Source organism: Actinorectispora metalli (genome assembly GCF_056323685.1).
Genome location: NZ_JBREYE010000002.1, coordinates 1194717 through 1217858, shown reverse-complemented (window position 1 = coordinate 1217858; position 23142 = coordinate 1194717). Strand labels below are relative to the sequence as shown.

Genomic DNA, 23142 nt, shown 5'->3' with positions numbered 1-23142 from the left:
CGGAAATGGTCCTCCCGGGGCTGCCCGAATCGGTTGCGCGATCAGTACGTTCACCGACTGTCCGCAGAAACAGCCTGCGCTTTCGAGGAACGGTTGCGATGACTCCGCTGAACCGCCGTCAGTTCGTCGGTATGACGCTGTCCCCCGTGCTGGCCTCGCTACCTGCGGGTACCGCCGCTGATGCGCTGCCTGTCGAGGGTGATGCGGTGCGCGGCGGAGAAATCCGCGTGACAGCGCGGGAAGGCACCAATCTGGCCGTGACGGCGGCTCCAGGGCAGACCAGAATGGTGGTGAACGTGCAGGGAAAGCTGTTCTCGGTGCCCATGGCCGGGGGAGCGGCGACGCCATTCAGCGATGATTTCCTGAGCCCCTTCTGGCCCGCGGCCGCACCTGATGGCAGGACGGTCGCGGTCCAGTCCTTTGTCGACGGGGTGTTCCACCTGTGGACTGTCGACATCGATGGGCGGCACACCCGACAGCTGACCCGCGGCGAATACGACGACCTGCAACCTGCCTGGGCGCCCGATGGCGGCAGGCTCGCGTTCGCCTCGGCGCGGGAGGGCTCGACCGACATCTGGACAGTGGAGGTGTCCTCGGGTGAGCTGCGGCGGATCACCTCGGCGCCCGAGGCGCAGACCCAGCCGACCTGGTCACCGGACGGCCGACACATCGCCTTCGTGCGCGGCAACGCGATCGAGAGTGTCGACCTGGAAACCGGCGAGGTGCGCACACTGGTCCCGGCGGCCCCCGGCGCTGTCTCGGCCCCGTCGTGGTCGCCGGACGGTCGCCGGATCGCGTTCATCCGCCTGCGCGACCGGGCGCAACGGCTCATGGTGTCGGCCGAACCGGGCACCGAGACACCGGTCGGCAACCAGGACACCGTGTTCCCGTTCCCCGCCGCCTGGCTTGCCCCGGACGAACTGGCCTACGGGGCGGGCGGTCGGATCGCGGTCAGCCGGATCGGGGCGAACACAACCCGAATCGTGCCGTTCTCGGCCACCTTCACCCTCATCCGCGACCGGTATCCCCGCAAGCGGTACGACTTCGACACCGACCGCGAGCAGCCGGTGCGCGGAATCGCCGCCCCGGCGCTGTCGCCCGACGGCCGCTCGGTGGTCTTCACCGCGCTGAACAACCTGTGGCTGCTGCCCATCGGCGGTGCTGCGCGCGCACTCACCGACGGCCCCTACCTGAAGACCGACCCAGCCTGGTCGCACGACGGCAGGCGGATCGCCTACGCCTCCGACAAGGCGGGCACCACCGCCATCCACGTGCTCGACCTCGACACGGGCCTGGAACGGCGGGTGACCGACCTGGCCGGTGCGCGGTTCGGCCCCGCCTGGGCTCCCGGCGACCAGGTTCTGGCATTCCAGGACGAGCAGTACCAGGTGTTCACCGTCGACCTGACCGACGGCACGGTGACCAAGCTGCTCGGCCCGCAGAACGCGCCCGGCAGGGTGAGCTGGTCGGCGGACGGCGCGACAGTGGCCCTCGCGGTCTCCGCCAACCAGCGCAACCTGATCCAACTCGTTACCGTGGCCACCGGCCGGACGCGGACCGTCGAACCCGAACCCTTCGGCTCGCTGTCCGCCCGCGGCGATGACGGGCCGGTGTGGTCGCCCGACGGCAGGTGGTTGGCCTTCACGATGCGGGGGACGCTCCACCTGCTGCCGGTGTGGCCTGACGGAACGCCCGCGGGGCCGCCGCGTCGGCTCACCTCGCACTCCGCTGACGCGCCGAGCTGGCACGGGGATTCGCAGTCCCTGCTGTACCTGCACAACGGACGGCTGCGCCTGATCGCCCTGGACGGCTCCTGGTCGCGGGAGGTCACCCAGGGCCTGACCTTCCGGCAGGACCGTCCGGGCGGCCGCTGCGTGATCCACGCCGGTCTGCTGTGGGACGGGCGTAGTCCTGAGCCCCACGCCGATGTGGACATCGTGGTGGCGGGCAACCGGATCGAGCGCGTCGAACGGCATCGGCCGCGTGCGGAGGGCAGGGTCGTGGACGCCTCCGCCGCGACGGTCATCCCCGGCCTGATCGACATGCACCACCACCAGCACATGCGGTTCAAGGCGTTCGGCGACCGGCAGGGCCGCCTGCTGCTGTCCTTCGGCATCACCACCACCCGCTCCACCGGTGACCCCGCCTACCGGGCGGTGGAGGACCGCGAGGCGCTTGCCGCGGGCGCCAGGGTGGGGCCGCGGTTCTTCATGACCGGTGAGATGTTCGAGGGCCCGCGCCTGTCGTGGGAGTTCGCCCGGCAGATCGCCTCCCGCGAGCAGCTGGCGCTGGAGCTGTCTCGGGTGCGGGAGCTGGACTACGACCTGGTCAAGACCTACCAGCGGTTCCCGGACGACTGGCAGGCCGAGGTCACCCGCGTCGCGCACGCCATGGGCATCCCGGTCACCTCGCACTACCTGTACCCGGCTGTCGCGCACGGCGTTGACATGCAGGAACACTTGGCCGGGCCGACCAGGTGGGGGTTCGGCTGGGCGCCCAACTCCGCGCTCGGCGCCGTCTACGACGACGTCATCCAGCTGCTGGGCCAGAGCGGGATGGCGGTCAGCACCACCCTGTTCAGCGCGGGCGCGCTGCTGGCGGACGACCCCGACATCATCGACGACCCGCGGGTGCGCGTCCTGTTCACCGCGACGCAGCGGGAGGTGCTGCGCGCCAAGATCCGCTGCGCCCTGGGCACCGGGCCGTGCGGATTCCTCGACGGCAACGCCGAAATGGCCCGCCGGGAGGTCGCCGTGATCAACCGGATCCTGGCCGCGGGCGGCACCGTGGTGGCCGGGACGGACGCGCCGCTGGACATCACCGCGATCAGCCTGCATCTCAACCTGCGCGCGATGGCCAAACACGGCCTGTCCCCGTACCAGACCCTGCGGACCGCGACCATGGCCGCCGCGAGTCAACTCGGCGTCGGCCGCGACCTCGGCAGCGTCGAACCGGGCAAGCTCGCCGACCTGGTGATCATCGACGGCGATCCGTCGAAGGACATCAGCCGCCTGGCAGGCGTCCGGATGGTGATGAAGAACGGCCGCCTCTACACCCTCGACGAGCTGTTCGCCCCGTTCACCACCGTGCCCCGCTGACGGCGAATGCCTCAGCCGCCAGACAGATCCGGCCTGGAAACCACTCGCCCCTCGGACATTCGGCATAGCCGGATGCGCTGGTCGGAGGGGGTATCCCGACACCGTTCGCCAATGGGATACGGCCCGCCTCTTCCGGTACGGCCCCGAGCTGTTCAGACTCCGCTGGGGGTCAATCGATAGCGAGGAGGGGGGCCTCATGCTGATCTTTTCCCGGTTCGTGCCCGCTGACAACGCGGCGGCGGAGGAGCGAACCGCGAGGGCGATCCGCGATCATCTTGCCGCCATCGCGGATTCCGACGACGATCCGGCGACGCACGCTGACAACGTTGTCGTCGAACGTCATCCGAAGCCGGACGGGGTGCTGCTGATCGGGCGGCTGGACGCCGCGGCGTCCGCGCCGTACCTGGACGACGACCACGACCCGTGGGCGGACATCCCCGCCGAATTGCGGGCGGTGGCCGGATGAACGCCGTCGAGGTCATGTTGCGGATCGCCGACTTCGCCCGCAACGCCGGGGTCAACGTGACCTTCCAGCCAGGCTGGGAACGGCAGGGCAACGGGCAGTCGGCGGCCTACGTCGGCGGCATCATCCACCACACCGCCACCCCGTCGTCGGAGGCCAACCCGGCGCCCACCCGGAATATGCTGATCCGGGGCAGGCGGGATCTGCCCGGGCCGCTGTGCAACATCCAGGGCTGCTTCGACGGCACGCTGCACTTCATCGCGGCGCACCCGGCCAACCACGCGGGCGCCTCCGGCGGCCGATCCATGGGGCCGCTGCCGGTCACCTCCCTGTTCAACAAGCGGGTGATCGGGCTGGAGATCGACTACGCGGGGGACCGGCCGATGAGCGCGGCGCAGTACCGCTCGGCCTGTGTGTTCGGCGCGGCGATCAAGCACGTGTTCAACCGGCCGAACATGGAGTGGACGCGCGGTCACGCCGAAACCTCGATCACCGGGAAGTGGGACCCGGGATTCGCGCCGGGCAAGACCATCAATCTCGCCGAGTACCGGAGGGACGCGGCGGCCGTAGGGGAGGACGATATGACGGTTGAGGAACTGCTGAACGCCCCGATCACGCGGCAGGGCTTGCCCGCCGACGACCCGAGGGCGGGTCAGCCGACCACGCTGCGGTCCGTACTGGCCTGGAGTGACGCCTCCGACGAGGTGGTCGTCCAGCGGTTGGACGCGCTGAGCGCGCGGCTGACCGAGTTGGAGAACAAGGCCAAGGCCGACGCCGCGCAGATCACCGAGGCGGTGCGGGCGCTGCTGCCGGAGATCGCCGCGAGCGTGGCCCGCGAACTCAAGGGCAAGCACTGACACACCTCAAGGCTTCGGTGGCCTGAACTCTCAGGCCACCGAAGCGGGGTCTCACCCGCAGGACGAGCGGTACTCGACATCGGGTAGGTGGCGTTCCCATTCCTGCCTGCCCAGGGTGCCGACACCGGTCCGGCAGATCCGGTCGATCACCGTGTCGGGATCGGTGTCCCACAGGCGGACCGTCGTGTCGCGGCTGCCGGTGGCGAGGATGTCACCGCGGGGATGGAACGCCACGCCGTACACCGCGTCCGCGTGCCCGGTCAGCACCGCGGACAGCCGCGGATCGCGTGGATCGCCGATGTCCCACAGGCGGGCGCCGCGGTCGTCGCCGACGGTGGCGAGCCTGCGTCCGTCGCTGGTGAACACGGCCGCGAACACCGCCTCGGTGTGCCCGGTCAGGGTCGACAGGTGGACGGGTTCGCCGCGGTCGGCGACATCCCACAGCCGCGCGGTGCGATCCCAGCTCGCGGTGGCCAGCACACGGCTGTCCGGGCTGAACCGCACCCACCGCACCGCCTGCTCATGGCCGGTGAGCACCGCAGTGACGCTCGCCCGCTCGGGGTTGGTGACGTCCCACAGCCGGGCCGAGCGGTCGTAGCTCGCGGTGGCCAGCGTCCGCCCGTCGGGACTGAACGCCGTGGTGTAGATGCGGTCGGTGTGGCCGGTGAGCTCGGCCAGCCGACGCGGCTGCCGCGGGTCCGACACGTCCCACAGCCGGGCGATGCCATCGTCGCCCGCGGTGGCCAGCGTTCGCCCGTCGGGGCTGAGCACCGCGCTGCGCACCCCGGCGCCGTGGCCGATCGTGCCCCGCAGGCTCGGGGCCTGCGGATCACCGATGTCCCACAGCCGTGCCATCCCGTCGGCGGCGCCGGTGATGACGGTGCGGCCGTCCTCGCTGATCGCCACCGAACGCAGCTGGACGTCATGGGGGATCACCCCCAACACGTAGGGCTGCCCCGGCGCGGAGGTGTCCCACAGCCGCACGGTGTGATCCCAGCTCGCGGTGGCCAGCAACCCCCCGTCGCCGCGGAACGCCGCGGCCACCACGAGATCGGTGTGGCCTGCCAGCGTGGGCATCGGCATGCTCCACAGCCGGGTCGCGTTGTCCCAGCTTCCCGTCGCCACCCGACGCCCGTCCGGGCTGAAGGCGACACCCAGCACGGCTTCGGTGTGTCCGCTGAACACCGACAGCACCACCGGCCGGTCGGCCCGGGTGACGTCCCAGAGCCGGGCGGTGTGGTCGGCGCTGCCGGTCAGCACCGCCTTGCCGTCCGGGCTGAACGCCACCGCGTGCAGCGGCTCGGCGTGGGCCTGTGCCGTTCCCACCGCGGTCAGCCGCGCCGCGTCCGTCTCCCACAGGCGCAGCGTCTTGTCCGCACCGACGGTGGCCAGCCTCCGCCCGTCCGGGCTTGCCGCAACGGCGGCCACCGGTCCACTGTGGCCGTCCGGGCCGGACACCGCGACCGGCTCGCGGGCGGCGGCGGTGTCCCACAACCGCAGTGCGCCGTCGGAACCGCCGGTCACCACTTGGCGTCCGCCTGCGGCGAACGCCACCGACGTCGCGAGTGCGGTGCCGACCTCGGCGACCCGCGTGGGGGAGCGGGTGTTGCGGATGTCCCACAGCCGCAGCGCGCCGCCCGCGTCCGCGGTGGCAACGGTGCTGCCGTCGGGGCTCACGGCCACCGCGAGGGTGTCGGCCGCATGCGGCAGGACGGCCAGCGTGCCCGGATGGCGGGGATCGGTGAGGTCCCACAGCCTGGCCGTGCGGTCCCCGCTCACCGACACCAGCAGCCGACCGCCGGGGTGGAAGGCCACCGCGTTGACCGGGCCGGTGTGGCCCGGCAGGACGGCCAGCGGGGCAGCGGCGTTTTCCGCTCCGGTGTCCCACAGTCGGGCCCGGCCGTCCACATCGGACGTCGCGAGCAGTCGCCCGTCGGGGTTGAAGGTCACCGAGGTGACGGTGTCCGGGTGATCCAGCCGCTGCGCGTGCGGCGAGGAGTAGACGCTCAGCAGGCTGCTGCGGGTGTCGCTGTTGGCGGCCAGCCGGTAGGCGGCCGCGCTGAGCCTGCGGGCCAGGTTCGGGTCGGTCGCCGACAGCGTCGGCGCCTCGGCCGCGACCTTGCGGGCCAGCGCCAGATTGCGCTGGTCGGTCCTGGACTGCTCGGCTCGGACCGCCCACACCGTGGCGACCGCGGCGAGCAGGGAGAGCGTGGTGAGGCCCGCGACCAGAGCACGCAGCCGCCGGGTTCGCCTGCGGGCCGCGTCCTGCTCCTGCTGTTCGCGGTGCAGCGAAGCGGCCAGGAACTCGCGTGCCTGCGTGGTCAGCGCCGGATGGTCGGCGAGTTCCCGCGCCGCGGCCAGCCGAGGGCCCTGGTACAGCGCGCTGGGGTGGCGGTCCTCGGCCTCCCACGCCTCGGCGGCGGTGTCCAACTGCTGCCGCATCCGCAGTCCCGCGCGGTCGCTGTCGATCCAGCCGCGCAGCCTCGGCCAGGCACGCAGCAGCGCCTCGTGGGAGATGTCGACGGTGTCCCGGTCCAGGGTGAGCAGCCGGGCCGCGGTGAATGCCTCCAGCGCCACCGCCGCGGGCGCGGAGGAGCCGACAAGCTCGTCGCGGTTCGCGCGCCTGCGGGTGTCGCCGCCCTCGTCGCCGACCCGCACCAGACTCAGCAGCATCCGGCGCGCCTCGGTTCGCGCCGTAGTGTCCAGCCGGTCGTACACGCGTTCCGCGGTGGCGCCGACGGCGCCGTGGATGCCGCCCGTCAGCCGGTATCCGGCCACGGTCAGCCTGCTTTCGGACCGCTGCTGCCAGGTCGCCAGCAGGGCATGCGCCAGCAGCGGCAGCACGCCGGGTTCATAGCCCGCCTGCCAGTCCTCGTGGTCGTCGCCGACACCGAGGTCGGCCAGCAGCACGTCCACCAGACCGGGCTCCACGTCGAGCTTGGCGGCCTCCGCCGGTCCGGTGATCGCCCGCACCAACTCGTCCCGCCGCATGGCGCCGACGGCGAACTGGTTGTCCTGCACGGCCCGCAGCAGTTGCGGGTAGGCCAGGCAGCGGTCGTAGAAGTCGGCTCGCACGCCGAGCACCGCCACCGCCGCGGCACCGCCGCTCGGCGGCCGTCTACACAGGTCGAACAGCAGGCTCAGAAACTCCCGCCGCTCCCGCTCGTCGGTGCACAGCGTGAACAGTTCCTCGAACTGGTCGATGACGATGACCAGGCGGGCGTCGCGGATCTCCATCATCGACCGAAGACTCGCCCGCAGCCCTGGTGTCGGGTCGCCGACCAGACCGCCCGCCGCGTTGGCGAAGGCGTCCATCGGGTGCTCGGTCGGCGTCATCGCCAGCACCGGCCAGCCCGCGGCACCCGCGACGGGCAGCGCGCCTGCCGCCAGCGCGGGCAGCAGGCCCGCGTTCACCAGTGAGGACTTGCCCACCCCGGAGGCGCCGAGTACCACCAGCGGAAGTTCACCGGAGAGCGATTCGGCGAGCCTGCCGACCAGCGCCCCGGTCAGGCGCTCCCGCCCGAAGAACCATTTCGCCTCGTCCGATCCGAATGCGGCCAGTCCGGGATAGGGGCAGTGCGCGTGATCCATGCCCGCCGGGGCGAGATCGGCCAGCGCGCCATTGGCCCGGAGCGCCCGGTCCAGCCGCTGGGCCAGCTCCGCCGTGGCGGGTTTCCGGCCGTTCTCGACATTGCTCAGATAGCCCTTGCTGTAATGCGTGAGCCGGGAGAGATCGGCCAGCGACAGCCGGCGTTCCGTTCGGCAGCGACGGAGTTCATCGGCGAACCGCGTCGCATCCGGCACGGCATTCCTCCTGTTCAGCCGCAGTATCCTCGGGCGGACGGCGAGGGATACGGAATACCTCTCCCGCCCCCGCGCGGGCAGTCCGACACTGGTCACCACGGGCCCGCCGAGTTCCGATCCTATTCCCGGCCGCAGTGGGGCAAACAGGGGATGCGGAACAAGATCGGCATCCGTCCAGCGCGGGGTGGGAGGCTTGCAGGGGGTGTCTCCCACCCTCCGCGCTCAACCCCGCGGACGCAGACCGCGGACTCTCGCGCGCCGTGCGGGGCGTGCCGCCATCCGATGAAGCTCGCGGCCTGCCTGACCGATCCGGGCGGCGCAACTGAGCGAATATGACGTCATTGCGCAGGAGCCTCTTCTGAGCGCCGTGTTCGCGAACACCGTTGCTTAAAAGTCCAAGAAGAAGAAATCTAGCCCACGATCTCCGCGGGGATCGGGGAGTTTCGCCAGCCACGACGCACGGCTCAGGGGGCCGCGATCCGGTCGAGTCGCCGCAGCTGATCCTCGCTCAGTCGCAGTTCGCCCGCGGCGACGTTCTCCTCGAGGTGGCTGATCGAGGCGGTGCCCGGGATCGGCAGTACCACCGGTGACCGGTGCAGCAGCCAGGCGAGCGCGATCTGCGCCGCCGTTGCGCCGAGTTCGGCCGCCACCGCGGCGATCTCGTCCGCTGCCTGGGTGGCCGCGGGGTGAACCGGCCGCCACGGCAGGAACGCGATGCCCGCCTCGGTGCAGGCGTCGAGCACGGCTTCGTGTTCCCGGTCGAGCACGCTGTAGCGGTTCTGCACGCTCACCACGTCGATGAGCTTCCGTGCCTCCGCCAGTTCGCCGACGGTGATCTCGGACAGCCCGATGTGCCCGATCTTGCCCTCGTCCTGGAGCTCACGCAGCGCCCCCAACTGGTCGGGCAGCGGCACTTCCGGATCGATTCGGTGCAGTTGGAGCAACTCCAACCGGTCCTTCCGGAGCCTGCGCAGCCCCTCGTGTACCTGGTACCGCAGAAAGTCAGGCTCGCCGCAGAGCCGCGCGTCGCGGCCGGATTCCGGTGGCGCGACCCCCACCTTGGTCGTGACCAACAGGTCGTCGGGATAGGGATGAAGCGCTTCGGCCAGCAACTCCTCGTTGGCTCCCCAGCCGTACAGGTGCGCGGTGTCGATCAGCGTGACGCCCAGCTCGACAGCGCGGCGGGCGACGGCGATGGCCGCCTTGCGATCCGGTTCGGGTGAGGTGGGCAGCCGCATGGCCCCGAACCCCAACCGCCGCACGCCGAGATCGCCGCCGATGAGAAATGTGCGTGATGTCAATGCCGCTTTCCGCCCCTCCGGTCCGCGTCATCAGAACACGGGCGGCGGCCGACGCCAACGACCCGGAGGCAAAGGTCATTGCTCCGGCTACAGCCAGCCATTGTCATGGGCGGTTCGGAAAGCCTCGGAGCGGCTGGCAACACCGAGCTTGTTCATCGCGTTGGCGAGGTAGTTGCGGACCGTGCCCGCGGACAGGTGCGTTTGCTTGGCGATGACCGAGACGGGCACATCGTGCTCGGCAAGGCGCAGGACATCGAGCTCCCGCGGGGTGAGGGGGCAGGTGGGCGCCGTCAGCGCGTCGGCCGCCAGCGCCGGATCGACATATCTGGCACCGCCGTGTACCCGCCTGATCACATCGGCGAGGGTGCCGCCCGGCGCGCCCTTGGGCACGAAGCCCTTGGCGCCCGCGGTCAACGCACGTTGGAGGTGCTGCGGCCTGCCGTGGCCGGTGAGGATGACCACCGCGCAGGACGGCAGCGCGCCTGCCAGTTCGGCGGCCACCGCCAGCCCGCCCGGCCCCGGCATCTCCAGATCGACCACCGCGACATCGGGTCGATGCGCCAGCGCGGCGGCGATGGCGCCCTGCCCGTCTGATGCTTGGGCGACCACCTCGAGGTCGGCTTCCAATTCGAGCAGCGCGGCCAGTGCCGTCCGGATGAGGTCCTCGTCGTCGGCGAGAAGGACTTTGATCACGACGGTGCCCGCACGGTGGCCTCAAGGGTGAACACACCGTTGTTCTCGCCGGTGCGCAGTCCGCCGCCGCCCTCCGCCAGGCGGTCCGCCATTCCTCGCAGGCCGAAGCTGTGCGGGTCGGGGCCTCGCCCGGCGGCGCCGTCGTTGATCACCTTCATGCGTGCTCTCTCGCCGTCGTGTGTGATGTCGATGGTGCACCAGGTGGCCGCGCTGTGCCGCAGCACGTTGGTCGTAGCCTCGCTGAGCACCGCGGCGAGTTGCGCGGCGAGCTCCGAGGGCAACTCGGTGGCGGGAAGGGTGACGGTGCAGCGCACGCCCGATGACCGCAGCACCTGCTCGATCGCGGCGAGCCGGTCGCGCAGATCGATCGTGCGATAGCCGTGCACCGCCCGCCGCACCTCCGCCAGCGCGGTACCGGCGAGCCGCTGCGCCTCGGCCGCTTCGTGTGCCGCCCGTTCCGCGTCGGTGGGGGCCAGCCGGGCGGCGAGTTCCGCCTTGAGGGCGATCACCGACAGGCTGTGCCCGAGCACATCGTGGACGTCTCTGGCGAACCGCAGCCGCTCCTCCGCGGCAGCCAACCGGCCCTGCGCCGCCCGCCCCGCCTCCGCTTGCGCCAGCAGCTCCCACAGCCGGATCGGCAGTACACCCATCATGGCGACCGCCAGTCCGATTCCGAGGGTGATCACGGCGTACTGCACGATCGAGCCGTCCGTCCACCATGCCACGCCCACGGCGGCGACGAGCGTCGCGAGTGTCGCCAACCCGCTGGTCAGCCCGCGGGCGAGCATGGGAAGCGAACCGGCGATGGAGGCGCCGAGCCACGCCCAGGTCGCCCACTGCTGCGCGCCGACCGGTCCGACCAGCGGCACCGAGAGCAGCGATGCCGCCGCGAAGGCTCCGACCAGCCTGCGCCGGGTGAGGTCGGTCAGCCAGGGGGTGAGCGTGGCGTACAGCGCGGCGGCCTGCGTGACCGCCACCGCGAGGATGCCGAGGGCGCCGAGCACGACCCACATCGGACTGGGCTCGAACCGCAGGCCGATGCCCGGCATCAGCACGGTGGTCGACAGGGCCGCGCCGAGCGAAGCCAGCGTGGCCGTCCGCGCCCGGCGCAACCTGCGATCCCGCACCGGGGCCTCGGAGTCCATCCGCACCTCGGCATGTTATGCGGCCGCCTCCTGGTACCCGCCGCGGCGCGACGGTCGCCGTCACAGACTTGGCGCCGCCAGCACCGCCACCGCGAGCAGCACGTCGTAGACGAAGCAGAACTCCGCGAGCTTGCGCGGCACAACCAGGTTCCGACGGTGGTGGACGAAGTCCCAGCCTGCATGCCCCAGCCAACCCGCCGCCACCAGGTAGCGCCCCACCTCGGGCTCCACCGCCATTGCCACGATCGCGACCAGCCCGAACAGCACCACCCCCGCGATCTGCACGACGGGCGCCCATCGGTTCTCCGCCTCCCGGCGGGCCAGGCTGAACACCAGGTACATCAACGCCACGGCGGGCAGCAACCAGGTGGGCACACCACCGGGCTGCCATGGTTTCGAATCGAGCAATTCGGCGATACCGAGGACCAACCCGAGCGCGATCGGCCAGCGCCGCACCCACACCCGCCAACGGAACCGCGTGTCCTTGATGTCATCAGCAGCAATACTCATGAATTCAGGTTCTGTGCCCCACCAGGCAAAACCAACCCGCGCACTGACACCGTCGGACCATGCGGATCGCATGGTCGGACGATGCACGGCGCGGCGGGTGCACACCCCCGCCGCGCCGTGGTGACCGTCCGGTCCGGTCCGCGGAGTGTTGCTAGCTCGACGAGCAGTCGGACTTGTCGGTCCACCCTGCTTCGCAGCGGTAGAGCGGAAACGCGGTGTTGTAGCCGTAGCGGCCGCCGAGGGTGTTGTACCGCTCCACGGTGAGGCGCGCCGCCACGTAGTGATCCACGGCCGTTCCGGCGACGGTGTCGGTGTACGGCGGCGGCGCGGTGGTCGGTGTAGTGGTGCCGGTCGGGGTGGTGTCGGCGGTGATACCCCAGAACCGGGTCAGGTGGTGGGGCGAGCAGATGTTGACGTCCAGCACGAAGGCACCCGCCTGTCCGCACTGGGCCGGTCCCGTTCCCGGGTGGACAGGCTGACCGTGTCCCATGCCGGTGATCTCGAAGTACTCGACGACATCGCCGTAGACCCGGTGCGGGTAGCCCGAGACCGTGTCGCTCACCTCAGGGGTGAGATCGGTGCGATGCACGTCGGTCCACTGCTCGAGGAGTTCCGTGCCGTTGCGCGGCACCACGGTGGTGTCGGAGGTTCCGTGCCAGATGGACACCTTGGGCCGGGGGCCGGTGTGCGACGGAGCGGCCGACCGCACCCGGTCGCCCCACTGGGCGGGGGTGAGGTCGGTGCCGGGGTTCATGCAGCCGAACGCCGAGCCCACCGAGGTGGCGCATCGGTAGGGCAGGCCCGCGATCACACCGCCGCCCGCGAACACATCGGGATAGGCGGCGAGCATGACCGCGGACATCGCACCGCCCGCGGACAGACCGCTGATGTAGGCCGACGTCGACCCTGCGGTGCGTTTGGTGTGGTCGACCATCTGTTTGATCGACAACGTCTCGCCCGAATCCCGTGCGGTGTCGCCGGTCTCGAACCAGTTGAAGCAGGAGTTGGCGTTGTTGACCGACCGCTGCTGCGGAAACACCACCGCGAACCGCAATCGGTCGGCCAAGCTCATCCATCCGGTGTCTCTGGCGTAATTCGCGGCGTTCTGCTTACAGCCGTGCAGCGCCAGCACGACCGGGCGGCCGGGCGCGAGCCCGTCGGGTACATAGCGGAACAGCTGCAGATTGCCAGGGTTCGACCCGAAACCGGTGACCTCCTGGAGGGTGGCCGCGCGGGCATCTCGCGGAAATGCGACCAAGGAGATTGCGGCGATCGCCAATACCGTCAATACCGCGGTCATGAGCGGAACAATTCGTTTGGGAAACAAGGCAGGGCCTCCCATGGCAGGGGTGCAAGTATGGAAGCAGGGAACAACGCGACTAGCGTGACGTGATCTGGCTCATAGCGTTTCCTCGATGCTACGAAATGGGAACAGCCGGCGCTATGTGGCCCGACCACATTGTGGGTAGGCCCGATATGTCGCGAGTAACCATGAGTCGGCGCGAAAATTCGGCGGGGGCGTGCGAGCGGTGCCCGGCAGGCTCGCACGCCCTGCCTTCAGGAAGGCGTCGCCTGGCTCGGCGGCAGGTTGCGACGGATGCCGTCGATGAGTCGACGGGCGACGTCGTCGCCTCGGTCCAGGGGCCAGGGGAGCAGTCCGCTGCCGGACGCGCGTCCGCGGTGGCCGTCGGCGAGGAGTTTGTCCAGGCAGGAGAACGGGCCGTCGGTGGTGGACAGGTGCGGAGCGAGGTTGGTCAAGATGGATCGGGTGAGGTCAAGGCCGATGTAGTCGGCGTTCTCCATGGGCCCCACCGCCGCCAGCCGCAGCCCGAAGCTCGACCGGACAACTGTATCGATCGTCTCGGGGCCACACACGCCTTCCTCGATCAGGTGCAGAGCTTCTCTGACCAGCGCGAATTGGAGGCGGTTGCCGATGAAACCGGGGATGTCGCGGTGCAGGCGGACGGTGGTCTTGCCCAAAGCGCCGACCAGTTCTTCTGCCTCGGACACCAGCCGCGGCGTGGTCGCGGCGCCGGGCGCGACCTCCACCAGCGGGATGAGGTGCGGCGGGTTCCACCAGTGCACACCGACGAGCCGTTCGGGCTGCCGCATCGCACCCGCGATGTCGGTGATGGACAGGACGGAGGTGTTCGACCACACCGGGGTCTCCGAGGACACCACGGCTTCCGCGGCTGCCAGCACATCCTGCTTGACCGTCAACTGTTCCGGCACTGCTTCGACGACGATGTCGGCCTGATCCAGGGCGTCGTGCAGATCGGAAGTGGGGCTGATGCGGCTCTCGGTCTGCTTGCTCGCCTCCTCTGACGCGCCGCACAGCTGAAGGGCCTTTTCAACGCGGATGTCGAGGTCTGCCAATGTGGCGGGAACCGGATCGTAGATGTGAATATGGTGGCCGCCCCGGGCGAGAGCCACGGCGATGCCGTGTCCCATCAGCCCGGCACCGATGATGCCGAATCGCGCCATGATTGTCCTTCGTTTCGAGTGACGGGATGCTCGCGGCCGATGCATGTGCGCGCCGCGCCGGCCGACGGTAGAAAGCGCCATGGAAGCGGTCAACGTGGATTCCCATACAAAGCCGCCGCGGGCAGTGTGTTGAGCGCTATTGCTCCACTCCGCAAAAGACATCGAAAATACGGTGTCAATGCCGGGGATGCGGAGGGATCGAATGAAAAACGCTGTCGCCCTTGCCTCGGCCGTGGTGCTCATGACCGCTGTGGCGCCGCCGATGTCAGCCGCGGCCCCGGTCGGAGTCCGCTGCGGGGACCTCAGCGGAGTGAAGATCCCTGCCGCCGTGATCGGGCTGCCGAGTCGGGGCGGGGAGGTGTCGGGGGTACGTCTCATCGCCCCAACGGTGGCGGTGGGCGAGCACTGCCTGGTCGATGCGGCGATCCATCCGGTGGACCCGGCCGCACCCGACATCACACTGCGGGTAGCCCTGCCGACCGAGTGGAACCGCAAGGCGATGATGTTCGGCGGCGGTGGGTACAACGGCACCATTCCCGATGTCGCGGGCAACGTCCCGTACGGCCCCGCCGACGCCCCGACGCCGCTGGGCAGGGGATACGCCACCTTCGCGAGCGATTCGGGGCACCAGGCCGCACCCGACTTCCAGCCGACGAGGTCGCTGGACGGCTCGTTCGCGGTCAACGACGAGGCGCTGCGCAACTTCGCGGGCGACGCGGTGAAGAAGACCCGCGATGCCGCCGTGTTCCTGATCGCCCAGCGATACGGCGACAGGCCTGCGCACAGCTACTTCGCGGGCGGTTCCACCGGTGGACGTGAGGGGCTGGCGGCGGCACAACGCTGGCCTGCCGACTTCGACGGCGTGATCTCGGTGTATCCGGCCTGGAACGCGGCGAGCCTGGACCTGTTCTTCGGCCACCAGGCGCGGCTGTTGTCCCAGCCCGGTGCGTTTCCGAACCCGGCGAAGCAAAAGCTGCTCTACCAGAGCGTGCTGAAAGCCTGCGACGGCGGCGACGGGATCAGCGACGGCATTATCTCCCACGAATCCGGCTGTCGGTTCGATCCGAGGTCACTGCGGTGCGCGGGTGGCACCGATCGCGGCGATTTCTGCCTCTCCGACCGGCAGATTCACGCCGTCACGGCGATGTCCTCCCCACTGCGATGGCAGCACCGGCTCGCCGGCGGCGAACGGGGCTACCCCGGATTCCCGTTCCTGTCCGGCGCCGACCTGTCCACGCCGCTGCTCGGCATGGGCACCGCGGCCCCCGCCAATCCGATGCCGAAGACCGGCGGGTACGGCGTGCAGTTCTGGGAGCAGTGGGCGAGGTACTTCGTCACCAGGGACCCGAACTTCGACTCGCTGACGATCGATCCGCGGCGGCCCGGCGGCTGGCAGCGGCGCATCAGCGAACTGTCGGCCCTACAGGACGTCAACAACGCCGACCTGCGGCCCTTCGCCCGAGCGGGCGGGAAGCTGTTGCTGCTGCACGGCACCGCGGACGAGTTGGTCAGCCACCGCTCCACCGCGGAGTACTTCGAGCGAGTGCGGAACACCATGGGAGGCCACGCTGTCGATCGGTTCGCCCGGTTCTACCTCGTGCCGGGCGCCAACCACGTCAACATCGACACCCCGTTCGCCGCAGGCTGGGATTCCGTTGGCGCACTGGAGAACTGGGTGGAGCGCGGCCGGTCACCGTCCCGCCCGGTGGTGGCCGACAAGAACGCGAAACGCACCCGGCCGCTGTGCCAGTACCCTGGCTGGCCCAGGTACGACGGTATTGGCGACCCCGACTCGGCGGGCAGCTTCACCTGCACCCGTCCCCACGGTCGTCAGCCCGCCTGAAGCGCGTGCAGGCGGAGCGCGAGCTGGATCTCCAGCATCCGGTCCGGTGACTGCCAGTCCGGACCAAGCAGCCTGCCGATGCGGTCGAGGCGCTGGCCGACGGTGTTGACGTGGACGTGCAGGAGGTCCTTGGCGCGCGGCAGGTTTCCGCCGCTGGCGAAGTAGGCCTCCAGGGTGCGGATCAGCTCGGTGCCGCGGTCCCGGTCGTAGTCGAAGATCGGCCCGAGGGTCTGCCGGATGAACGAGCTGTGGTCGGCGCGCTCCGCGAGCACCAGGCCGATGAAGCCCAACTCGGCCATCGACGCGCCCGTGCCCTCGCGGCCCAGCCGCAGCAGGGCGCGCAGGCAGCGAACCGCCTCGGCGTACGCCGAGGCCAGGCCCGCGGGTCCGCTGCCGGGGCCCGCGGCGGCGACCGTGACGGGACGGCCCGCCTTGGCGCTGAGGGCGGTGGCGATACGGGCGGCCAGCGGTCCCGGCGTGTCGGTGGGGGCCAGCAGCACGACCTGCTCGGCGTGGATGCCGCTCAAGGTCGCGAACTGGGCCGCCGCGGCCGCCAACGGCCGCCGTGGGACCTCGCCCGCGTGGGCGACCAGCACCGCGTAGGAGGCGGTGAGGTCCACACCGAGGCGCTTGCCGCGGTCGATGAGCGCGGCCGGATTGCGGTCGGGGGCGGTGAGCAGGTCGGTGAGCAGTTCACCGCGGACCTCGTCTTCGGCCTTCGCCGCCGAGTGCCGCAGCAGGAGCAGCAGCGCGGTGACGACGGCGGCGCGTTCGTACAGCCGCCGGTCCGCGTCGGTCAGATCGGCGTCGGTGTTGAGCACGACGCTGCCGAGCAGTTCCGGCCCGGCCTGCACCGCGCACACCCAGCCTGCCGGGGTGCGGGTGGCTCGACCGGTGTGCTGCGAAACGGCGACGGCCCGCGGGTCGGGAGGCGTGGTGGGCAACCCGGCGTGGGCGAGTTCGGCACCGTCGACGGCGTACATGCCGATGCCGCCGTGCAGCACACCGGCCACCGCGGCCGCGACGGCGGAGAGGTCCTCGCCGCGCAGCACCAGGTCCATCAGCCGGTCGTGGGCTTCCTCGGCGCGCTGCATGGACTGGCTGTGCGCGCTGATCTCGGCGAGCAGCCGCGCGTTGTCCATCGCGACGGCGGCGTGGTCTGCCAGCGAGGACAGCAGCGCGACCTCGTCGGGGGTGAACTCGCGCGGGGTGCGTTCCGCGGCGTACAGCACGCCGATGACGGTCTCGCCCACCGCGAGGGGCACGGCCAGCAGCGCGGTCAGCCCCTCGTCGCGGACGATCTCGTCCACCGGCCCGGTGTGCTGGAAGTGCTCGTCGGACAGGTAGTCGACCGTGGTGTACGGCCGCGCCGTCTGCGCGACCAGACCGCCAAGGCCAACGCCCATCTTCATCTTCACCTGCGGAAACAGCTTGGACACCGCGCCCTCGCTGACCCGCATGTAGGTGATCCCCGCGTCGGGGTCGTTCAGCGTCAGATACGACAGGTCGACCCCGAGCAGCCTGCGTGCCCGGTGCACGATGGACCGCAGCACCTCGTCCGGGTCACGCAACCTCGCCAGGTCGTCCGCCGTGTCGAACAACGCGGACAGCTCCGCCTCGCGCCGCCGGTGCCCGCGCACCGTGGCGTTGATCCGCAAGGCGAGTTTCACCGCCGCACCTGAGCCGGGGTCCTCCGCCGCGATCCGCGCCAGCTCGTCGCTGCCCGCGCCGCCCGCGAGCAGCTCAAGCAGTCGAAACGCGACGTCTTCTTCCACTCGCGTCATCCTCTCATCGCATGGCGGCACGCACGGTGCGTCGCTCGATGCGCTTCTCCACCTCGGCCCCCACCCGCACGACACGTTGCACGAACACACCGGGCAGCTGCACCTCGTCGGGGTCCAGCTCCCCAGGCTCGACCAGTTCCTCGACCTCGGCGATCGTGACCCGCCCCGCCATGGCGCACAGCGGGTTGAAGTTGCGCGCGGACCGGGAGAACACCAGGTTGCCGTCGCGATCCCCTCGCGCGGCGTGGACCAGGGCGTAGTCGCAGGTGATGGCGTGTTCCAGCACGAACTGCCGTGGCTGCCCCGACAGGGTGAAGTCCCGAATCTCCTTGGCGTCGGAGACGGACTCCACGGTGCCGTCGGCGGCGTAGCGGAGGGGGATGCCGCCGTCGGCGACCTGGGTGCCGACCCCGGTGGCCGTGTAGAAGGCGGGAATGCCCGCCCCACCTGCCCGCAGGCGCTCGGCCAGGGTGCCCTGCGGCACCAGTTCGACCTCCAACTCGCCCGCCAGGAACTGCCGGGCGAACTCCTTGTTCTCTCCGACGTAGGAGCTGGTCATCTTGGCGATGCGGTGATCGGCGAGCAGAACGCCAAGCCCGAAGTCCTCGACCCCGCAGTTGTTCGACACCACCCGCAGCCCGTCGACACCCCGCTGGTGCAGGGCTCTGATCAGCTCCATCGGGATGCCGCACAGCCCGAACCCGCCGACGGCCAGGCTCGCGCCGTCCAGGATGTCGGCTACGGCCGCGGTGGTGGAGACCAGCTTGTCCATCATGTCCCGTCCTTTGAGAGGTCACGTGGACGTCAACCCTGCTCAGCGGAAGAACTATGGGCAATGTATGCACACACATACCCGCGCCGCAATTATGTAGCTGGGCACATTGGCCACCGCTGGGTTCGCGCCTAGCGTTTCGCGGCATGCACATCGCCTATTCCGGTTTGTTCCCGGTCGACCTGGCCGGACGAACCGCGTTGGTCACGGGTGGCGCGGGCGGTATCGGACGCGCCTGCGTTCGGCGGCTGCACGCCGCGGGCGCCCGGCTGGTCGTCCTGGACTACGACGGGGCGGCGGCCAAGGAACTGGCGGGTGAGGTCGGCGGCGAGGCCTGCGAGATCGACCTCGCCGATCCGGACGCCGTCGAGCAACTCGACGTTTCCGCCGACATCGTGGTCAACGGCGCGGGTCTCCAGCACGTCGCGCCGGTGCAGGACTTCCCGCCCGAGCGGTTCGCGCTCATGCTGCGGGTGATGCTGGAAGCCCCGTTCCGGATCGTGCGGCGCACGCTGCCGCATATGTACGCACGACGCTGGGGTCGCATCATCAACATCTCCTCGGTGCACGGACTGCGTGCCTCGGCGTACAAGTCCGCCTACGTCGCAGCCAAACACGGCCTTGAGGGGCTGTCCAAGGTGCTGGCCGTGGAGGGCGCCGAGCACGGCGTCACCTCCAACTGCGTCAACCCCGGCTACGTGCGAACCCCGCTGGTGGAGCGCCAACTCGCGGCGCAGGCCGAACACCACGGGCTGTCCGAGAACGAGGTGCTCGACCGCGTCCTGCTGAGCCGCACCCCGATCAAACGCCTGATCGAGCCGGATGAGGTGGCCGAGCTGGTCACCTACCTGTGCTCGGAGCACGCCTCGTTCATCACCGGGGCCGCATTGACCCTCGACGGCGGTTGGACCGCCCAGTAACAACCCGGGAGCCCCGAATGACGACCACCACCGCCCCACCACAGACCCGCATCGGCCGGGTGCTGGCCGCTAGCCTCGTCGGTACCGCCGTGGAGTGGTACGACTTCTTCCTCTACGGCTCGGCCGCCGCGCTGGTGTTCAACAAGCTGTTCTTCCCGCAGAGCGACCCGCTGGTCGGCACCATGCTGGCGTTCCTGACCTACGCACTCGGCTTCCTCGCCCGCCCGCTCGGCGGTGTGGTGTTCGGGCACTTCGGCGACCGCATCGGCCGCAAGAAGCTGCTCATGGTCAGCCTGGTCATGATGGGTGTGGCGACAGCCGCGATCGGACTGCTGCCCACCTACGCGAGCATCGGCGTGTGGGCGGCGGTCCTGTTGACCACCCTGCGCCTGGTGCAGGGCTTCGCCATCGGAGGCGAGTGGGGCGGCGCGGTGCTGCTGGTCACCGAGCACGGCTCACCGGAGCGCCGCGGGTTCTGGGCATCGTGGCCGCAGGCGGGGGTGCCGGTGGGCAACCTGCTGGCCACCGCGGTGCTGGCCGTGCTGGCGGCCACCATGTCCGACCAGGCGTTCCTGGACTGGGGTTGGCGCATTCCGTTCCTGCTCTCGGCGGTGCTGATCATCCTGGGTTACTGGATTCGCTCCTCCATCGAGGACGCACCCGTGTTCACCGAGGCTCGCGCCAAGGCCGAAGCCGAAGGCACCACCCCGAAGGCGCCCGCACTGGAGGCGATTCGCCGCTACCCCAAGCAGATCGGCATCTGTATCTCGGCGCGGATGGTGGAGAACATCTCCTACTACGTGATCACCGCGTTCGTGCTCACCTACGTCACCACCCACCTCAAGCTGGACAAGGGCATCGTGCTTAACGCCCTGCTGGTGGCCAACGTGGCGCACCTGGCCGCGATCCCCGCGTTCGGCGCGCTGTCCGACCGCGTCGGGCGCCGCCCCGTCTACCTGGCGGGCACCATCGGAATGGGCCTGTGGGCCATGGTGTTCTTCCCCCTGCTCGACACCAGGAACGGATGGCTGATCACCCTCGCCGTGGTCGGTGGACTCATCGCACACGCCGCGATGTACGGGCCGCAGGCGGCGTTCTTCGCCGAGCAGTTCGACACCAGCGTCCGCTACAGCGGCACCTCCATCGGATACCAGGTCACCTCGATCATCGCCGGTTCGCTGGCCCCCTTGATCGCCACCGCGCTGCTCGCCCGCTATGGCAGCCCAACCCCGGTCGCGCTGTACGTGGTTGCCGCCGCCGTCATCTCCACGGCCGGGGTGCTGGCCGCGACCGAAACCCGCCACCGCAACCTTGCCGAGGTGACCGCCCGATGAGCCTCACTCGCGAACAGATGGCCGCCCGCGCCGCCCGTGAACTGCCCGACGGCGGCTACGTCAACCTCGGCATCGGCCTGCCGACCCTGGTGGCCGACCACCTCCCGGAGGGCAAACATGTCGTGCTGCAGTCGGAGAACGGCATCCTCGGCGTCGGCCCATACCCGGTCGATGGCGAAGAGCACCCGGACCTGATCAACGCGGGCAAGGAGACCGTCACCGTGTCGGCGGGGGCCTCGTTCTTCGACTCCGCGCTGTCCTTCGGGATGATCCGCGGCGGGCACATCGACGCCGCCGTGCTCGGCGCGATGCAGGTCTCCGCCGACGGTGACCTCGCCAACTGGATGATCCCTGGCAAGATGATCAAGGGCATGGGCGGCGCCATGGACCTGGTGCACGGCGCCCGCAAGGTCATCGTGTTGATGGAGCACACCGCCAAGGACGGCTCCGCCAAGCTCGTGCACACCTGCTCGTTGCCCGCCACCGGCCGCCGGGTGGTGCATCGGGTGATCACCGACCTCGCCGTCGTCGACATCACCGCCGACGGGCCGGTGCTCCGCGAACTCGCCCCGGGCGTCGGCATCGCCGACGTCCAAGCGGTCACCCAACCCGAGCTGCTGGTGCCCACCCACCCGGAAACCATGCGGTAGGCACCGTCCCGTCCGCGTTCAGACCTCGAAACCGAAAGGCACCGCAGGTGACTGGGGCAACGTATTCGTGGGAGCAGGAGAACAAGAACGCCCTCTGCTACGCCATCCGCCACCTCCCGAACCGACCACACGCGGTCGACCCCGCCGACTTCGGCTTGGTCTGGGCCAACATGACCCGCGGATTCCAACTCGGCGAACTGCGTGAGCTGCCACCACTCGAGGACGCCTTCCACGACTGGCTCCACGAGTTCGACTCACCCGCCCTCGAACTGAATCTTTGCCGTACGGCACGGCCGGGAGCAGGAAAGACCGACGATCGGTGGTGACAGCGGCGGTGCCCGCTGTCATCTTCTGGTTGCGGCGTCGAACCCTGTCGACGCCGATCCATCACGGAGGACCCATGAAAAGGTCACTGGCACTCGGGGTCGCGCTGGTCATGCTCTGCGCCGGTCCGACAGCCGCGGCGAGTTCCCCTCGTCCGTCGTCCGGCAATCAGGTGGTTGTCGACCGGAACTGCGCTGACGGAAAGTTCGTCCTCGACATCGAGGAGTTCACCCTGCCCGAGCAGTTCAAGAGCATCCAAGACCTCGTCAACGGCTACAACTCGGCGAACTACATGGCGTTCATCGACGGCGTCCTGTCCCGGCGGTACCCGACCGGCAAGCGGATAATCGACATCGCGGGGGGCAAACCCGCCGTCGACAAGTGGCTGCGGCGCAAGGACACCGCGGCTCAGGTGCTGAGCCAGTTGGGCATGGTGGTGCACGAGGTCGGTCACGGCATCGACAAGACCCAGCCGCAGAACTGGTACTTCGTGACCCGGAGCAAGAGCGGGTCGGATGTCGCGTTCACCGCACCGGGCATGCACGGCAAGGGCACCACGTCGAACAGCCCGATGTACTCGATGGCGCGTTCGCTGCTGCTGGCCGACGCCGAGAATAAGAAGCGCCCGCCCGCCGAGCGGGGCACGATCACCACCAGCCGGGAGTTCGGCTCGGGCACCCACGGCAGCGACCGGAACTACGCCGAGACCTACCTCAACGGCGACCCGGCCGACTCCCGCTTCCAATCCGGCGACCAGGGCTTCAACATGCTGGTCGAGGAGTGGAACCAGTACATCAACTCGCTGGCCGTGCGGTACTACCTGCAGAACGGCAACAGCACGGGCCGCTTCAGCGACCGGCACGCACTGCTGACCTACCTCTGGTGGACGCAGCGATACATCGCGAAGATCCGCGTGGAGCACCCCGCCCAGTACGACTACCTGATCAAGAGCCCGCAGTGGCAGGAAACCGTGCTGTCCCTGTGGGGGCGCTCGTGGCGATACCTCACCACCAACGTCGCGGGCATGGAGCCGGACACCGGCTACCTGAACGAACTCGTGCGACAGCCCGAACTGCTCGCCGAGATCCAGCGGGTGCGCACGGCCCGCGGCTGCGGCACCCCGGTCGAGCTGTTCCCCTGATCGGCCACGAAGCCGGCGG

At 69.9% G+C, this 23142-nt stretch carries 18 protein-coding genes; 9 read left to right on the top strand and 9 right to left on the bottom strand.

All coding sequences use genetic code 11. The features are described 5' to 3' along the window. Nucleotides 1-98: 98 nt before the first annotated feature. The 3 genes from ACU6XJ_RS25985 to ACU6XJ_RS25975 all read left to right on the top strand — a co-directional run bounded on the left by ACU6XJ_RS25985 (nucleotide 99) and on the right by ACU6XJ_RS25975 (nucleotide 4418). Nucleotides 99-3098, top strand: coding sequence for an amidohydrolase family protein (locus ACU6XJ_RS25985; RefSeq protein WP_476317051.1), 3000 nt, complete (start codon nucleotides 99-101; stop codon nucleotides 3096-3098). Between the two features lie 196 nt (nucleotides 3099-3294). Next, nucleotides 3295-3564 (top strand): hypothetical protein, encoded by a 270-nt coding sequence (locus ACU6XJ_RS25980; RefSeq protein WP_476317048.1) that lies wholly within the window; start codon nucleotides 3295-3297, stop codon nucleotides 3562-3564. After that, the gene (locus ACU6XJ_RS25975; RefSeq protein ID WP_476317045.1) at nucleotides 3561-4418 is read left to right on the top strand and encodes a peptidoglycan recognition protein family protein; all 858 of its coding nucleotides are present in this window, start codon (nucleotides 3561-3563) and stop codon (nucleotides 4416-4418) included. The genes ACU6XJ_RS25980 and ACU6XJ_RS25975 overlap by 4 nt, the downstream gene beginning before the upstream one ends. A gap of 51 nt (nucleotides 4419-4469) precedes the next feature. Here ACU6XJ_RS25975 and ACU6XJ_RS25970 read toward each other — a convergent pair whose 3' ends face one another. From ACU6XJ_RS25970 to ACU6XJ_RS25940, 7 genes are all read right to left on the bottom strand, one after another. Continuing rightward, nucleotides 4470-8222 (bottom strand): nSTAND1 domain-containing NTPase, encoded by a 3753-nt coding sequence (locus tag ACU6XJ_RS25970; RefSeq protein WP_476317042.1) that lies wholly within the window; start codon nucleotides 8220-8222, stop codon nucleotides 4470-4472. Nucleotides 8223-8686: 464 nt separating this feature from the next. Then, complete coding sequence (locus ACU6XJ_RS25965) at nucleotides 8687-9523, bottom strand: aldo/keto reductase (protein WP_476317039.1); 837 nt, start codon at nucleotides 9521-9523, stop codon at nucleotides 8687-8689. Between the two features lie 87 nt (nucleotides 9524-9610). Further along, a complete protein-coding gene (locus tag ACU6XJ_RS25960) occupies nucleotides 9611-10216 on the bottom strand; it encodes a response regulator transcription factor (RefSeq protein WP_476317036.1) in 606 nt (201 codons plus the stop codon). Further along, complete coding sequence (locus ACU6XJ_RS25955; protein WP_476318635.1) at nucleotides 10213-11361, bottom strand: sensor histidine kinase; 1149 nt, start codon at nucleotides 11359-11361, stop codon at nucleotides 10213-10215. The genes ACU6XJ_RS25960 and ACU6XJ_RS25955 overlap by 4 nt, the downstream gene beginning before the upstream one ends. Nucleotides 11362-11421: 60 nt before the next feature. Continuing rightward, nucleotides 11422-11871 (bottom strand): hypothetical protein, encoded by a 450-nt coding sequence (locus tag ACU6XJ_RS25950; protein WP_476317033.1) that lies wholly within the window; start codon nucleotides 11869-11871, stop codon nucleotides 11422-11424. Between the two features lie 151 nt (nucleotides 11872-12022). Further along, nucleotides 12023-13171, bottom strand: coding sequence for an extracellular catalytic domain type 1 short-chain-length polyhydroxyalkanoate depolymerase (locus ACU6XJ_RS25945; RefSeq protein WP_476317030.1), 1149 nt, complete (start codon nucleotides 13169-13171; stop codon nucleotides 12023-12025). Between the two features lie 257 nt (nucleotides 13172-13428). Next, nucleotides 13429-14517: a 3-hydroxyacyl-CoA dehydrogenase family protein gene (locus tag ACU6XJ_RS25940; RefSeq protein WP_476317027.1), complete on the bottom strand. Its 1089-nt coding sequence runs from the start codon at nucleotides 14515-14517 to the stop codon at nucleotides 13429-13431. Nucleotides 14518-14557: 40 nt separating this feature from the next. Between ACU6XJ_RS25940 and ACU6XJ_RS25935 the strand changes: the two genes are divergently transcribed. Further along, a complete protein-coding gene (locus ACU6XJ_RS25935; protein WP_476317024.1) occupies nucleotides 14558-16198 on the top strand; it encodes a tannase/feruloyl esterase family alpha/beta hydrolase in 1641 nt (546 codons plus the stop codon). Here ACU6XJ_RS25935 and ACU6XJ_RS25930 read toward each other — a convergent pair. After that, complete coding sequence (locus tag ACU6XJ_RS25930; RefSeq protein ID WP_476317021.1) at nucleotides 16186-17982, bottom strand: helix-turn-helix domain-containing protein; 1797 nt, start codon at nucleotides 17980-17982, stop codon at nucleotides 16186-16188. The two genes, ACU6XJ_RS25935 and ACU6XJ_RS25930, sit on opposite strands and share 13 nt — an antisense overlap. A 4-nt stretch (nucleotides 17983-17986) precedes the next feature. Continuing rightward, complete coding sequence (locus ACU6XJ_RS25925) at nucleotides 17987-18757, bottom strand: CoA transferase subunit A (protein ID WP_476317018.1); 771 nt, start codon at nucleotides 18755-18757, stop codon at nucleotides 17987-17989. 143 nt (nucleotides 18758-18900) lie between these two features. Between ACU6XJ_RS25925 and ACU6XJ_RS25920 the strand changes: the two genes are divergently transcribed. The 5 genes from ACU6XJ_RS25920 (at nucleotide 18901) to ACU6XJ_RS25900 (ending at nucleotide 23123) form a co-directional block, all read left to right on the top strand. Then, the gene (locus tag ACU6XJ_RS25920; RefSeq protein ID WP_476317016.1) at nucleotides 18901-19674 is read left to right on the top strand and encodes a 3-hydroxybutyrate dehydrogenase; all 774 of its coding nucleotides are present in this window, start codon (nucleotides 18901-18903) and stop codon (nucleotides 19672-19674) included. A 17-nt stretch (nucleotides 19675-19691) separates the two neighbouring features. Beyond that, entirely contained in the window at nucleotides 19692-21008 is a 1317-nt protein-coding gene (locus ACU6XJ_RS25915) for an MFS transporter (RefSeq protein ID WP_476317013.1), read from the top strand. Further along, nucleotides 21005-21658, top strand: coding sequence for a CoA transferase subunit B (locus ACU6XJ_RS25910; RefSeq protein WP_476317011.1), 654 nt, complete (start codon nucleotides 21005-21007; stop codon nucleotides 21656-21658). The genes ACU6XJ_RS25915 and ACU6XJ_RS25910 overlap by 4 nt, the downstream gene beginning before the upstream one ends. Nucleotides 21659-21705: 47 nt before the next feature. Then, nucleotides 21706-21984, top strand: a complete 279-nt coding sequence (locus tag ACU6XJ_RS25905; protein ID WP_476317008.1) for a hypothetical protein — start codon at nucleotides 21706-21708, stop codon at nucleotides 21982-21984. Between the two features lie 74 nt (nucleotides 21985-22058). Continuing rightward, nucleotides 22059-23123 (top strand): hypothetical protein, encoded by a 1065-nt coding sequence (locus tag ACU6XJ_RS25900; protein WP_476317005.1) that lies wholly within the window; start codon nucleotides 22059-22061, stop codon nucleotides 23121-23123. The last annotated feature ends 19 nt before the right edge of the window (nucleotides 23124-23142 follow it).